The sequence below is a fragment of the Acidovorax lacteus genome (assembly GCF_039540375.1).
In the GTDB taxonomy this organism is placed as follows: Bacteria; Pseudomonadota; Gammaproteobacteria; order Burkholderiales; family Burkholderiaceae_C; genus Acidovorax_G; species Acidovorax_G lacteus.
Genome location: NZ_BAABEX010000007.1, coordinates 501,756 through 515,706, shown reverse-complemented (window position 1 = coordinate 515,706; position 13,951 = coordinate 501,756). Strand labels below are relative to the sequence as shown.

Here is a 13,951-nt window from a genome sequence, read left to right as displayed (position 1 = left end):
TATCAGCACGAGCGGCCATTTTGGCTTGCAATGCCCGGGTGGGTGCCTTGTGGGTGGTGGCGGTCATGCAGGCTGCCTCAACGCCAGCGCAGCCGGTACTGCGTGAACAGCGTGGCCACCAGCACCGCGATCAGTGAGGTGGCCACGATCACATCGGCCAGGTAGGTGGGCACGCCGGCCGCGCGGCTCATGCTGTCGGAGCCCACCAGCACCGCCGCCACGAACACGCCCGAGGCCACCACGCCCAGCGGGTGCAGCCCGGCCAGCATGGCGATCACGATGCCGCTGTAGCCGTAGCCCGGCGACATGTCGAGCGTGAGGTAGCTGGTGCGGCCCGCTACCTCGATGGCCCCGGCCAGCCCCGCCAGCCCGCCCGACAGCAGCGCCACCAGCACCACGGTGCGCGTGACCGGCACGCCCGCAAACGCCGCCGCGCGCGGGTTGGCCCCGGTGGCGCGGATGTCGAATCCCGGCACGGTGCGCGCCAGCAGCGCCCACAGCAGCACCGCCAGCGCCAGCGCCCACAGCAGCCCGGTATGCAGGCGGGTTTGGGGCACCAGGCGGTCCAGTTCCAACTCGGGCTGCAGGGCCACGCTTTGTGGCCAGCCCAGGGCCAGCGGGTCTTTCATTGCACCGTCAAGCAGGGCCGACACCAGCAGCAGCACCACGAAGTTGAGCAGCAGCGTGGTCACCACCTCGTCCACCCCCAGCCGCGCCTTGAGCAGCGCGGGCCCGAGCAGCAGCACCGCCCCGGCCAGCGCGGCGGCCAGCATCATCAGCGGAAACAGCAGCGCGGGCGGCCAGGCCAGGCCCGTGCCGCCGTGCAGCCCGCCCACGGCCACGGCGGCCAGCGCACCGGCATAGAGCTGCCCCTCGGCCCCGATGTTGAACAGCCGCGCCCGAAACGCCACCGCCGCGGCCAGCCCGGTCAGGATCAGCGGCACGGCCCGCGTGAGCGTTTCAGTCAGCGCAAACACCGAGCCGAACGCGCCCTGCAGCAGCAGCCCGTAGGTGGGCCCCACGGGCGCGCCCGCCCAGCGCACCAGCAGCCCACACACCAGCAGCGTGAACAGCACGGCGCCCACCGGGGCGGCCAGGTAGGCCCAGGCAGAGGTGTGGGGGCGGGGTTCGAGGCGCATGGGCGATCAGGCGGCGGCAGGTTGCGCAGGGTGGCTGGAGAGCGCGCCGGCCATCGCCAGCCCGATGGATTCGCGGCTCCAGGCCTCGGCCGGGCGGGCCTCGCTCAGGTGGCCTGCGTGCATCACGGCCACGCGGTCGCCCAGGGCCAGCACTTCGTCGAGGTCGTCCGAGATCAGCAGCACCGCGGCACCCGCGTCGCGCGCGGCCAGCAGTTGTTGCTGCACGAATTGCACCGCGCCGATGTCGAGCCCCCAGGTGGGCTGGTGCGCCACGATGAGGCGCGGGCCCGGCGCGCCATCGGCCACCGGCAGCAGCGCACGGCCCAGGATGAGCTTTTGCATGTTGCCGCCCGACAGGGCCCGCGCCGGGCTGCCCGGGCCGCCGCCGCGCACGTCAAAGCGCTGCAGCACCCGCGCGGCATGGGCCTGGGCGGCCGCGCGGCGCACCCAGCGGCCCAGCGCCCAGCCGTGCGCAAAGCGGGGCGCGCGCAGGCGCTCGGACACCGCGTTTTCCCACACGGGCAGGTCGCCCACCACGCCCACGGCGTGGCGGTCTTCGGGGATGCGGGCCACGCCGCGTTCCACCAACCAGGCCGGGCGTGCAGGCAGGGGGGCACCGTCCAGCAGCACCTGGCCTGCGGTGGCGCTGCGCTGGCCGCACAGCAACTCGGCCAGCGCCACCTGGCCGTTGCCCGACACGCCGGCAATCGCCACGATCTCGCCCGCGCGCAGCGCCAGGTGCACGCCGTGCAGTGCGTCGCGCGCATGGCGGCCCGCGGTGTGCACGGCGGCCAGTGCACACACCACGGCCCCGGCAGGGCCAGCGGGGCGGCGCTCCAGCGGGGCCACGGCATGGCCCACCATCCACTGCGCCAGTTGGGCGGCGTGCGTGTCGGCGGCGCGGGCCTCGGCCACCAGGCGGCCCTGGCGCAGCACGGCCACGCGGTGCGACACGCGCAGCACCTCGCCCAGCTTGTGGCTGATGAAGATCACCGACAGGCCCTCGGCCACCAGTTGCGAGAGCGTGGCGAACAGGGCCTCGCTTTCTTGCGGCGTGAGCACGGCCGTGGGCTCGTCCAGGATCAGGATGCGTGCGCCCCGGTACAGGGCCTTGAGGATTTCGACCCGCTGGCGCTCGCCCACCGAGAGGCTGCCCACGCGCGCGTCGGGCTCCACCGCCAAGCCAAAGCGGCGCGACACCTCGGCCAGCCGCTCACGGGCGGCGCGTCGGCGTGAGAACGGCAGCCACAGCGGCTCGGTGCCCAGCACGATGTTGTCGAGCACGCTCAGGTTGTCGGCCAGCGTGAAGTGCTGGTGCACCATGCCGATGCCCGCGGCCAGCGCCGCACGCGGCTGCCCGGGCGGCAGCGGCTGGCCCAGCACCTCGATGCTGCCCGCGTCGGCCGTGTAGTGGCCGAACAGAATCGACATCAGCGTGGACTTGCCCGCGCCGTTTTCGCCCAGCAAGGCCAGCACCTCGCCGCGGGCCAGGGTCAGGCTGATACCGTCGTTGGCCACCAGCCTGCCGAAGCGCTTGGTGATGCCGGACAGGCGCAGCACCACGGCCGCTGGCGGGATGCCCGCGGACGGGGGCGATGCGTCGGAAGGCGCAGTCATGCCAGCGTCTTGCACAGTGTGCGGGCTGAGGAGGACGTGGCGAGGGAAGCGGGCACAAGCCGGCGCACCAAGGCGGGCGTGGCGGGGCCGTGGCCCACGCCGCGCCGTCTGCGGGCGCCGTGCCCCTTCACTTGGCGGTGGACTTGGGCTGCGAGTCGTCCACCTTGACGGTGAACTTGCCCGAGAGAATCTCAGCCTCGCGGGCGCGCACCTTGGCCACCAGATCGGCCGGGACTTTCTTCTCGAACGTACCCAGCGGCGAGAGCTCAGACCCCTTGTGCTTCATCATCGAATACGGGCCGTAGTCCTCGGCGGTGAACTTGCCCTCTTTGACCAGCTTGATCGCGCGGTCGATGCTCGGCTCCATGTGCCACAGGGCCGAGGCCACCACCGTGTCGGGGTACTGCGGCTGGGTGTTGATGACGTTGCCAATGGCGAGCTTGCCCTTTTCCTTGGCCGCATCGCTCACGCCAAAACGCTCGGCGTACAGCACGTCGGCGCCCTTGTCGATCATGGCGAGCGTGGCTTCCTTGGCCTTGGGCGGGTCGAACCAGCTGTTGATGAAGGTCACCGTGAACTCGACCTTGGGGTTCACCTCCTTGGCACCGGCCATGAAGGCATGCATCAGGCGGTTGACCTCAGGGATCGGAAAACCGCCGACCATGCCGATCTTGTTCGTCTTGGTCATGCCGCCCGCGATCATGCCGGTGAGATAGGCGGGCTCCTGGATGTAGTTGTCGAACACGCTGAAGTTGGGCGCCTGTGGCTTGCCCGACGAACCCATGAGGAACTGCACCTTGGGAAAGTCTTTGGCCACCTTGCGGGCGGCGGCCTCCACGCCGAACACCTCGCCCACGATGAGCTGGTTGCCGGCGGCGATGTACTCGCGCATCACGCGCTCGTAGTCGGCGTTGGCCACGTTTTCGCTGGCCTTGTATTCGATCTCGCCCCGCGCTTCGGCGGCCTTGAGCGCCTTGTGGATGCGGCTGACCCACTGCTGCTCGAACGGCACCGTGTAGATGGCCGCCACCTTGAGCTTGGCCTGCGCCGCCGCCAGCGACGGGGCCAGGCCCAGTGCGGCCGACAGGGCGATGGAAGTGGCCAGCAGGTGGCCGGTGAAAAGGCGGCGGGTGGTCATCGGGCAATCTCCAGACAAGGGTGAACCAGAACGGTGCATGACGGTAACGGTGCCGCCGCAGGCTGCAAGATGCGCGCCAGCCGGGCTTCAGGCGCGTCGCCTGGGCTTACTTGGTGCCAAAGATCCGGTCGCCCGCGTCGCCCAGGCCCGGCAGGATGTAGCCGTGGTCGTTGAGTTCGCGGTCGATGGCGGCGGTGAAGATGGGCACGTCGGGGTGGGCCTTTTGCAGCGTGGCGATGCCCTCGGGTGCGGCCAGCAGGCACACGAACTTGATCGAGCGGGGCTTGAGCTGCTTGAGCCGCTCCACCGCCGCTGCGGCCGAGTTGCCGGTGGCCAGCATCGGGTCGACCACGACGATGTCGCGCTCTTCCATCTCGGACGGCATCTTGAAGTAGTACTCCACGGGCTGCAGCGTGTTCGGGTCGCGGTACAGGCCGATGTGGCCCACGCGCGCGCCGGGCACCACGTTGAGCATGCCGTCCAGAAAGCCGTTGCCCGCGCGCAGGATGGACACGAGCACCAGCTTCTTGCCGTCGATGACCTTCGCGGTCATCTTCTCAAGAGGGGTTTCGATCTCGATGTCCTGCAGCGGCATGTCGCGCGTCACCTCGTAGGCCATGAGGGTGCTCAGTTCGCCCAGCAGACGGCGGAAGCTGTTGGTGCTCGCATCCTTTTTGCGCATGAGCGTGAGCTTGTGCTGCACCAGCGGGTGGGTGATGACATGGACGTTGTGGTTGTGCATGGCGGTTTACAGAGGCCGGGCCGCGCGGCGGCGCACCCGGCGGGCGTTGAAAGATGGAAAAAACCGGTCAGTCTGCCAGAAAGCGGGCGTAGCGGGCCAGATCGACGTTGCCGCCGCTGATGATCAGCCCCACGCGCTGGCCGCGGGTGGAGACACCGCCGTGCAGCGCCCCGGCCAGAGCGAGCGCACCCGTGGGCTCGACCACGATTTTCTTGCGCTCTGCAAAAAAGCGCAGGCCTTGCATCAACTGCTCGTCGGTGGCCGTGACCATGTCGTGCACATGGGCCCGGATGATGGGGAAGGTGAGCTCGCCCAGCGCCTGGGTCTGCGCGCCGTCGGCAATGGTGTGCGGGGTAGGAATGCGCACGATGTGGCCCGCGCGCACCGATTGCTGGCCGTCGTTGCCCGCGGCGGGCTCCACGCCCACCACGCGGCAGTGCGGGGCCAGCGCCTGCGCAGCCAGCAGGCTGCCGGCCAGCAGGCCGCCGCCGCCCACGCACACGAACAGCAGGTCCAGGTCGGGCACTTCCTGCAGCAGTTCGAGCGCGGCCGTGCCTTGGCCGGCGATCACGTGCGGGTGGTCGAACGGCGGGATCAGCGTGAGGCCGCGCTCCTGCGCAATGCGGCGGCTGATGGCCTCGCGGTCTTCGGTGTAGCGGTTGTAGGTGACCACCTGCGCGCCGTAGGCCCGCGTGGCAGCCATCTTGGAGACGGGCGCGTCCTCGGGCATGACGATCACGGCGGGCATGTCGAGCAGCCGTGCCGACAGCGCCACCGCCTGCGCGTGGTTGCCCGCCGAGAAGGCCAGCACACCGGCTTTGCGCTGCGCGTCGCTCAGGCGGCTGAGCGCGTTGTAGGCGCCGCGGAACTTGAATGAGCCCGTGCGCTGCAGGTTCTCGCACTTGAAGTACACGCGCCCGCCCAGCATGTCGTCGGCCGATACCGAGCGCAGCACCGGCGTGCGGTGCGCGTTGCCGGCCAGGCGCTGGGCGGCGTCCTGCACATCGGCAAAGGTGGGGGGTGTGCCCGCAGGGGCGGTGGCGGCAGACGCCGAGGGCGGCATGGGATGCGGCATGGCGGTGTGAAGGTGCGCGCAGACGGGATGCCCGCGATGCGGCCCATCATAGCCATGCTGCGCTGCGCTGGGCAAGCCGGGCGCGGCAAAAACCGGCCTCTTGTGCTTGCCTTTGCTGCGTGGGGTGCTATCACATCAGGAGCGCAGATCCGCTGGGCCGAACCTGGTGCCGCACGGATGCGCAGCCGCGCCCGGTGGCAGGCGCGGTGCCGCAGGGGGTTGCGCTCAGCCCGCGTCGCTGAAGCGGTGCAGCGGTGCGAGGTCCGGGAAGGCCGCCGCACGTTTTTGCTTCATCGCCACCACCGATTCGCGCACATGGGCATTGCTCCAGATCGCGCCCTGCAGCCAGCCCATCTGGCGCAGGCTGTCTTCCACGCTGTGGTCGCGCGCATAGTGCACGGCCTGCTTGGTGCCCCAGATGGCCACGGGCGGCTTGGCGGCGATCTCGCGCGCGCAGGCCAGGGCGGCTTCCACCGTGGCCTCGTGGGTGTCGAACACCTCGTTCACCAGGCCGCATTCGCGGGCGCGGCGCGCGTCCATGCGGCGGCCGGTGTAGGCCAGTTCCTTGACCAGGCCGATGGGAATGAGCTTGGGCAGGCGCTGCAGCGTGCCCACGTCGGCCACCATGCCGATGTTGATTTCCTGGATGCAGAAGAACGCGTCTTGCGACGCATAGCGCACGCAGCCGGTGGTGACCATGTCCACCGCGCCGCCAATGCAGCCGCCGTGGATGGCGAAGATCACGGGGATGCGCAGCTGCTCGATGCGCGTGAAGGTGGCCTGCATGTCGGTGAGCAGGTCAAAGATGGCCGCACGGCCCTCGGGGCTCTGGTCGTCCATGGTGATGGCGCCGCCAAAGGTTTCGAGCGCCATGCCCGCGCTGAAGTGCTTGCCTGTGCTGCTGATCACCAGCGCCCGCGCGCCGCTGCCGCCCTGGTGCAGGTGCGCCAGCGCCTCGTCCAGCTCGCGCCAGAAGGTCGGGTGCATGGTGTTCAGGGCCTCGGGCCGGTTGAGCACCAGGTGGGCCACATGGTCGGTGACGGTGAGGGAGAAGCAGGTGAGCGTGTTCATGGCTGCACACTGTACTGCGCAGCGCAAGTGCCATGGCGTCGCCCGCGTGACGCGTGCAGGCTTGTCCATCAAATAGGTTGCTCGTGCTTATCAATCAAGCACGAGCAGCTATCAAATCAGGAGCAATCGTCGGCGCGCCAGGCGGGCACTGCCTGCGCAGCTCAGTCGCCCCCGCCGCCGCAGCCTCCGCCATCGCCCCCGTCGCCTCCGCCATCGCTGCTGTCGGCCCCGCCAAAGTCGTCGGCACTGCCGCTGTAGCTGCTGTCCGAGAAGTGCGTGCCGCAATAGGGCGAGCCGCCCGAGCCGTCGGCCTTTGCAGCTGCAGGGCCTGTCAGCCGGCAGTCGGGCAGGTAGTGAAAGCCGCCGGGAATCGCGAACTTGGCATCCAGCGCAAACAGTAGCGGCAGGCGGCTAGGGGCCTTGGGGTCGATGGATTCTTCCTTGCAGGCCCAGAACCAGGCGCGCCGCAGCGCGTCGTTGTGCCGGGCGCGCGTGCCCAGCGCCTCGGCCGGTGTGTGGTGCAGAAAGTGCCCCAGCGCCAGCTGGCACCAACGGCGGTAGGCCTGGGTGTGCAGGATGAACTCGTGCCAGAGCGTATCGACCGCCTGTGAGGGCATGGCCACCAGCTGCCGCCGGCTCTGTGCACAGGCCAGGAAGAACTGGCGCAAGCCGCGCTCGATCAGCTCGGCGTCGCGCGGCTGCAGGTGCGGATAGGCCGCCAGCAGCTTGCGCTGCAGGTGGCGGGGCAGGGGGGCTTCGCGGATGAAGCGCCTGCGCACCGATTGCACCCACGCATGGGCCAGGGCCGCCGCCACCACCGAGACGAACAGCGAGGGAATCCAGTACCACTGGGGCCGCCACCAGTGGGCAAACGCCCCGGCAACCGTCAGCACCCAGAGACCGATGCACAGCAGCGGGATGGTGTGTCCCCAGCGCAATGCGAGCCGATCCGTTCGTGTCATGCAGCCTCCCTTTTTGTTGTTGTGGGGTGGAGTCCACAGGTGCTGTGGACCTGTGCCTCCATTGCATGGCAGATCGATGACCGTTGCGTGACAGTCGCTGCGTGCGGGATGCGCCCTGTGGTGCGGCTGTGACAGCGCGCAGCCCCCGTCATGCCTGGGGCCAGGCGGCCCCCTGGTCAGCGCCGACGGCTGCCGCTGCCGCCAAAGATGCTGCCCATCACGCCGCGCAGAATTTCTTTGCCCAACGTGGTGCCCATGGTGCGCACAGCCGACTTGGCCATGGTCTGCGCCAGGCCCTCGCGGCGGCCGCCGCGCGGGCCGGTGGAGCCGAACAGCACGTCGCTCAGGCCGCCCAGCAGGCCGTTGTCATCGGCTGCCGCACCGGCTGCACCGGGCTTGCCGGCGGCCGTCTGGGCCTGCACCTCGGCGGTGCGGCCCTTGAGGATTTCGTAGGCCGACTCGCGGTCCACCGCCTTTTCGTACACCCCGGCCACCAGCGATCCCTGCAGCAGCGCCTGGCGCTGTGGCGGGGTGATCGGGCCGATCTGGCTGCCCGGGGGCAGCACGAACACGCGCTCCGTCACACTCGGGCGGCCCTTGGCATCGAGAAAGCTCACCAGCGCCTCGCCCACGGCCAGTTCGGTGATGGCCGTCTCGATGTCAAGCCCCGGCTTTTGCCGCATGGTGGTGGCCGTGGCCTTCACCGCCTTTTGGTCGCGCGGCGTGAAGGCGCGCAGCGCGTGCTGCACACGGTTGCCCAGCTGGGCGAGCACGCTGTCTGGAATGTCGAGCGGGTTCTGTGTGACGAAGTACACGCCCACGCCCTTGGAACGCACCAGCCGCACCACGAGCTCGATGCGCTCAATCAGCACCTTGGGCGCTTCGTTGAACAGCAGGTGCGCCTCGTCAAAGAAGAACACGAGCTTGGGTTTGTCGGGGTCGCCGATTTCGGGCAGCGTCTCGAACAGCTCGGACAGCATCCACAGCAAAAAGGTGGCGTACAGCCGCGGCGAATTCATGAGCTTGTCGGCCGCCAGGATGTTGACCACGCCGTGGCCCGCCGCATCGGTCTGCATGAAGTCGTGGATGTCCAGCATGGGCTCGCCGAAAAAGCGGTCGCCGCCCTGCTGCTCGATCTGCAGCAGCCCGCGCTGGATCGCGCCCACGCTGGCGGCGCTGATGTTGCCGTACTCGGTGGTGAACGTCTTGGCGTTGTCGCCCACATGCTGCAGCATGGCGCGCAGGTCTTTGAGGTCGAGCAGCAGCAGGCCCTGGTCGTCTGCGATCTTGAACACCAGGTTCAGCACGCCAAGCTGTGTGTCGTTCAGGTTGAGCATGCGCCCAAGCAGCAGCGGGCCCATGTCGGACACCGTGGCGCGCACCGGGTGGCCCTGCTCGCCAAACACGTCCCACAGCGTGGTGGGGCAGGCCAGCGGCTCGGGCAGCTCCAGCCCGCGGTCTTTGAGCACGGCGGCCAGCTTGTCGCCGATGCGGCCCGCCTGGCTCACGCCCGTGAGGTCGCCCTTTACGTCGGCCATGAACACCGGCACACCGATGCGCGAGAACTGCTCGGCCAGGGTTTGCAGGGTCACGGTCTTGCCGGTGCCCGTGGCACCGGTGATCAGCCCGTGTCGGTTCGCCAGGCCGGGCAGCAGGTGGCATTCGGTCTGGGCGTGCTTGGCAATCAGGAGCGGTTCGGCCATGGTCGGGGAGGGTGGTCAGTCAAAAGTAAAATTCGCGGCCAGTAGATTAAATCAATAGCGAAGGATTCCCTGTGGCAGGACACAGCAAATGGGCGAACATCCAGCACCGCAAGGGGCGCCAGGATGAAAAGCGCGGCAAGGTCTGGACGCGCATCATTCGAGAAATCATGGTCGCGGCCCGCAGCGGCGGCGGCGATCCGGCTGCCAATCCGCGCCTGCGCCTGGCCATCGACAAGGCCAAGGCGGCCAACATGCCGGCCGACAACATCAAGCGCAACATCGACAAGGCCACAGGCAACCTCGAAGGCGTGAACTACGAGGAAATCCGCTACGAGGGCTACGGCATCGGCGGCGCCGCCATCATCGTGGACACCATGACGGACAACCGCGTGCGCACCGTGGCCGAGGTGCGCCATGCCTTCAACAAGTACGGCGGCAACATGGGCACCGAAGGCTCGGTGGCCTTCCAGTTCAAGCACTGTGGCCAGCTGGTGTTTGCCCCTGGCACGAGCGAAGACAAGGTCATGGAAGTGGCCCTGGAAGCCGGGGCAGAAGACGTGGTGACCGACGACGACGGTGCCATCGAAGTCATTACCGCCCCGGGCGAATTCGAAGCCGTGAAGAACGCGCTGGTGGCGGCGGGCCTTGTGCCCGAAATTGCCGAAGTGACCATGCGCGCCGAGAACACCATTGAAATCGTCGGTGACGACGCTGTCCGCATGCAGAAGCTGCTGGACGTGCTCGAAGACCTGGACGATGTGCAAGAGGTTTACCACAACGCCGCGCTATGAAAGTCCTTGTGATTGGAGGCGGCGGCCGTGAACACGCAATGGCATGGAAGCTCAGCCAGTCGCCGCGCGTCTCGCGCGTGTATGTGGCACCGGGCAATGGTGGCACGGCGCTGTCGGGGCGGCTGGAGAACATCGCCATCACCGACGTGCGGGCGCTGCGCGAATGGGCGCAGGCCGAGAAGATCGCGCTGACGGTGGTAGGCCCCGAGGCCCCGCTGGCCGCGGGCGTGGTGGACGAATTCCGCGCGCACGGGCTCAAGATTTTTGGCCCCACCCAAGCCGCCGCGCAGCTTGAAAGCTCCAAGGCCTTCTCCAAGGCCTTCATGCAGCGCCACCAGATTCCGACGGCTGAGTACGAAACGTTCTCGGACCCGGCCGCCGCGCACGCCTACATCGACCGCATGGGCGCGCCCATCGTGGTCAAGGCCGACGGCCTGGCTGCAGGCAAGGGCGTGGTGGTGGCCACCACGGCCCAGGAAGCCCACGACGCTGTGGACTTCATGCTGGTGGACAACAAATACGGTGTGGCACACAACGACGGCGGCGCGCGCGTGGTGATCGAGCAGTTCCTCGAAGGCGAGGAAGCCAGCTTCATCGTGCTGTGTGATGGCAAGAACGTGCTGGCCCTGGCCACCAGCCAGGACCACAAGCGCCTGCAGGACGGTGACACTGGCCCCAACACGGGCGGCATGGGGGCGTATTCGCCTGCGCCCGTGGTGACGGCCGACGTGCATGCGCGCGCCATGCGCGAAATCATCCTGCCCACGGTGCGTGGCATGGAAAAAGACGGCATCCCGTACACCGGCTTTCTGTATGCGGGCCTGATGATCGACGCCAAGGGCCAGCCGCGCACACTGGAGTTCAACTGCCGCATGGGCGACCCCGAGACGCAGCCGATCTTCATGCGCCTCAAGAGCGACCTGCTGGACGTCATGCTTGCTGCGGTCGAGGGCCGTCTGGACCAGGTCGAGCTGCAGTGGGACCGCCGCACCGCCTTGGGCGTGGTGATGGCCGCGCACGGCTACCCCGAGTCGCCGCGCAAGGGCGACGCCATCACCGGCCTGCCCGCGGAGGCGGAAGACGCCATGGTGTTCCACGCGGGCACGGTGCTCGACGGTGAGACGCTGCGCACCAGCGGTGGGCGCGTGCTGTGCGTGACGGTGCTGGCCGACAGCGTGCGCCAGGCGCAACAGCGGGCCTACGATGTGGCGCGGGGTATCCAGTTCGACGGAGCCCAGTACCGCCGCGACATCGGCCACCGGGCGATCAAGGACCGTTCGTGAGCGCGCAGCTGCTCGACAGCACCGGCCCCGTGGCCGCCGTGCGCGCCTACCTCACGGGGCTGCAGGCGCGGATCACCGGCGCGCTCGAAGATCTGGAAGGCGAGGGCGGCGCACGCTTTGTGGCCGACGCCTGGCACAAGGCGCCGGGCGAGCCGCTGCAGGGCGACGGCCTGACCAAGATCCTGGAAAACGGCCGCATCTTCGAGCGTGCAGGCTGTGGTTTCAGCCATGTGCGCGGGCCGCAACTGCCGCCCTCGGCCACGCAGCACCGGCCCGAGTTGGCCGGAGCGCCGTTCGAGGCCATGGGCGTGTCGCTGGTGTTCCACCCGCGCAATCCCTACGTGCCCACGGTACACATGAACGTGCGCATGATCGCGGCCGGCCATGCGGGGCAGATGCCCACCTGCTGGTTCGGCGGCGGCATGGATCTCACGCCGTATTACGGCTTTGCCGACGATGCCCGCCACTTCCACCAGACCTGCCGCGATGCGCTGGCGCCGTTTGGCGACGACAAGTACCCGCGCTTCAAGGCTTGGTGCGACGAGTATTTCTTTCTCAAGCACCGGCAGGAGCAGCGCGGCGTGGGCGGCGTGTTCTACGACGACTTCTCGGAGTTGGGCGTTGAGCAGAGCTTTGCGATGACGCGCGCCGTGGGCGATGCCTTCCTCGCAGCGTATCTGCCCATCGTCGAGCGCCGCCAGGGCATGGCCTGGGGCGAGCGCGAGCGTGCGTTCCAGCTCTACCGCCGCGGGCGCTACGTCGAGTTCAATCTGGTCTGGGACCGTGGCACGCACTTCGGCCTGCAGTCGGGCGGGCGCACGGAATCGATCCTGCTGTCGATGCCGCCGATGGTGTCGTGGTCGTACCAGCGCCAGGACCCGCCCGATTCGCCCGAGGCCGCGCTGCTGCGCGAGTTTCTGGTGCGCAAGGACTGGCTCGCCGATCCGGCCTGACCCACGCCTGCAGGCCGGCCTCCGTATAATCCCGCGGCTCGCGCGCAGCACGCCTTGCTGCCGAGCCGTGGCGCAGGCCAGCAACACCCACGGTGCGGCCCTACTGGCCGCCCGGCGCCCCGGGCGCTATATTGGCCCCATTCCTTTCCCCTCACTGCTCTGATGAACACCCCTATCCAATCGCCTGCCGCTGCCAAAAAAGACGTCACCAAGCTCCAACGTGCCATCGTGGACGGTCTCGAAGACGTCAAGGCGCAGGACATTCAGGTGTTCAACACGGAGGCACTGTCCCCCCTGTTCGAGCGCGTGATCGTCGCCTCGGGCACTTCGAACCGCCAAACCAAGGCCCTGGCCGCCAGCGTGCGCGACGCCGTGCGCGAGGCGGGCTTTCCCAAGCCCCGCATCGAGGGCGAGGACAACGGCGAGTGGATCATCGTGGACTGCGGCGCAGCGGTGGCGCACATCATGCAGCCCGCCATCCGCCAGTACTACCGGCTCGAAGAGCTCTGGGGTGAAACGCCTGTGCGCTTGAAGACGGCAGCGGCCAAGGCCGCACGCAGCAAGGCCGCCGCCGAGTCTGCAGAGCCCGCCGTCAAACCCGCCCGCAAGCGCAGCAGCGCCGCCAGCGCTGACGCGGCACCGGCCAAGGCCCCTGCCAAGCGCGCAGCCAAGTCGGCGCGCTCGGCAGAAGCCCCTGCAGCCTCGTCCACCGCCAAGCCAGCGGCCAAGCGCGCGGCTGCCAAGGCCCCTGCGGCCGGCAAGGCCAGCGGCACCGCTGCGCGCAAGGCACCCGCCAAAACGTCTGCCAAGGCAACTGCCAAAAAGACCGCCGTCAAGACCGTGGTGGTGAAACCCGAGACCCGCAAGACCACGGCCAAAACCGCCGGCAAGGCGGCTGCAGGCACCGCGGCGCGCAAGGCTCCGGCCCGCAAGGCGCCCGCACGCAAGACGGCTTCCAAGGACTGACCCGGCTTGTGCCCCGCGCACGCCTGAGGTGCGGCCATGCGGCTGATCATCATTGCCGTTGGGCAGCGCGTGCCCGACTGGGCCCAGGTGGCGTACGACGACTACGCCAAACGCTTCCCACCCGAATTGAAGGTAGAGCTCAAGGCCGTCAAGACCGAGCCTCGGGCTTCCAAGACCACCGAGGCCGTGATGGCCGCGGAGCGCGAGCGCATTGAGGCAGCCATTCCCCGGGGCGCACGGGTGGTGGCGCTGGATGAGCGCGGCACGGGCCTGACCACGCGCGCCCTGGCCGACCGGCTGCGCGGCTGGCAACTCGAGGGCGATGACGTGGTGCTGCTCATCGGGGGGCCGGACGGGCTCGACCCGGGCCTGCGCCAGGCGGCACACGAGCGCATTCGCCTGTCGGACCTGACCCTGCCGCACGCCATGGTGCGCGTGCTGCTGATTGAGCAGCTGTACCGTGCGTGGTCGGTGAACGCTGGTCATCCCTACCACCGTGAGTAGCGGCAGA

13 protein-coding genes are annotated in these 13,951 nt (G+C 68.8%); 5 read left to right on the top strand and 8 right to left on the bottom strand.

The window, feature by feature from the left end:
- Window positions 1-77: 77 nt before the first annotated feature.
- The 8 genes from ABD866_RS05765 to ABD866_RS05730 all read right to left on the bottom strand — a co-directional run bounded on the left by ABD866_RS05765 (window position 78) and on the right by ABD866_RS05730 (window position 9,447).
- Window positions 78-1,139, bottom strand: a complete 1,062-nt coding sequence (locus ABD866_RS05765) for an ABC transporter permease (protein ID WP_345062056.1) — start codon at window positions 1,137-1,139, stop codon at window positions 78-80.
- Between the two features lie 6 nt (window positions 1,140-1,145).
- Entirely contained in the window at window positions 1,146-2,756 is a 1,611-nt protein-coding gene (locus tag ABD866_RS05760) for an ABC transporter ATP-binding protein (protein ID WP_345062054.1), read from the bottom strand.
- Window positions 2,757-2,883: 127 nt separating this feature from the next.
- A complete protein-coding gene (locus ABD866_RS05755; protein ID WP_345062052.1) occupies window positions 2,884-3,894 on the bottom strand; it encodes a BMP family protein in 1,011 nt (336 codons plus the stop codon).
- A gap of 106 nt (window positions 3,895-4,000) precedes the next feature.
- Window positions 4,001-4,636 (bottom strand): uracil phosphoribosyltransferase, encoded by a 636-nt coding sequence (gene upp / locus ABD866_RS05750; protein ID WP_345062050.1) that lies wholly within the window; start codon window positions 4,634-4,636, stop codon window positions 4,001-4,003.
- Between the two features lie 67 nt (window positions 4,637-4,703).
- Window positions 4,704-5,711, bottom strand: a complete 1,008-nt coding sequence (locus ABD866_RS05745) for a threo-3-hydroxy-L-aspartate ammonia-lyase (protein WP_345062048.1) — start codon at window positions 5,709-5,711, stop codon at window positions 4,704-4,706.
- Between the two features lie 225 nt (window positions 5,712-5,936).
- A complete protein-coding gene (locus ABD866_RS05740) occupies window positions 5,937-6,782 on the bottom strand; it encodes an enoyl-CoA hydratase-related protein (RefSeq protein ID WP_345062046.1) in 846 nt (281 codons plus the stop codon).
- A gap of 161 nt (window positions 6,783-6,943) precedes the next feature.
- Window positions 6,944-7,744: a glycine-rich domain-containing protein gene (locus ABD866_RS05735; protein WP_345062044.1), complete on the bottom strand. Its 801-nt coding sequence runs from the start codon at window positions 7,742-7,744 to the stop codon at window positions 6,944-6,946.
- A 176-nt stretch (window positions 7,745-7,920) separates the two neighbouring features.
- Window positions 7,921-9,447, bottom strand: a complete 1,527-nt coding sequence (locus ABD866_RS05730; protein ID WP_345062042.1) for a helicase HerA-like C-terminal domain-containing protein — start codon at window positions 9,445-9,447, stop codon at window positions 7,921-7,923.
- Between the two features lie 71 nt (window positions 9,448-9,518).
- On the opposite strand from ABD866_RS05730, the gene ABD866_RS05725 reads away from it, so the two are divergent.
- The 5 genes from ABD866_RS05725 to rlmH all read left to right on the top strand — a co-directional run bounded on the left by ABD866_RS05725 (window position 9,519) and on the right by rlmH (window position 13,944).
- Window positions 9,519-10,238: a YebC/PmpR family DNA-binding transcriptional regulator gene (locus tag ABD866_RS05725; protein ID WP_345062040.1), complete on the top strand. Its 720-nt coding sequence runs from the start codon at window positions 9,519-9,521 to the stop codon at window positions 10,236-10,238.
- The gene (gene purD / locus ABD866_RS05720) at window positions 10,235-11,521 is read left to right on the top strand and encodes a phosphoribosylamine--glycine ligase (RefSeq protein WP_345062038.1); all 1,287 of its coding nucleotides are present in this window, start codon (window positions 10,235-10,237) and stop codon (window positions 11,519-11,521) included. Before ABD866_RS05725 ends, purD begins: the two co-directional genes overlap by 4 nt.
- Window positions 11,518-12,474, top strand: a complete 957-nt coding sequence (gene hemF, locus ABD866_RS05715; RefSeq protein WP_345062036.1) for an oxygen-dependent coproporphyrinogen oxidase — start codon at window positions 11,518-11,520, stop codon at window positions 12,472-12,474. The genes purD and hemF overlap by 4 nt, the downstream gene beginning before the upstream one ends.
- 162 nt (window positions 12,475-12,636) lie before the next feature.
- On the top strand, window positions 12,637-13,440 hold the full coding sequence (gene rsfS, locus ABD866_RS05710) for a ribosome silencing factor (RefSeq protein WP_345062034.1): 804 nt from the start codon (window positions 12,637-12,639) through the stop codon (window positions 13,438-13,440).
- A gap of 36 nt (window positions 13,441-13,476) precedes the next feature.
- Window positions 13,477-13,944: a 23S rRNA (pseudouridine(1915)-N(3))-methyltransferase RlmH gene (rlmH, locus tag ABD866_RS05705; RefSeq protein ID WP_345062032.1), complete on the top strand. Its 468-nt coding sequence runs from the start codon at window positions 13,477-13,479 to the stop codon at window positions 13,942-13,944.
- The last annotated feature ends 7 nt before the right edge of the window (window positions 13,945-13,951 follow it).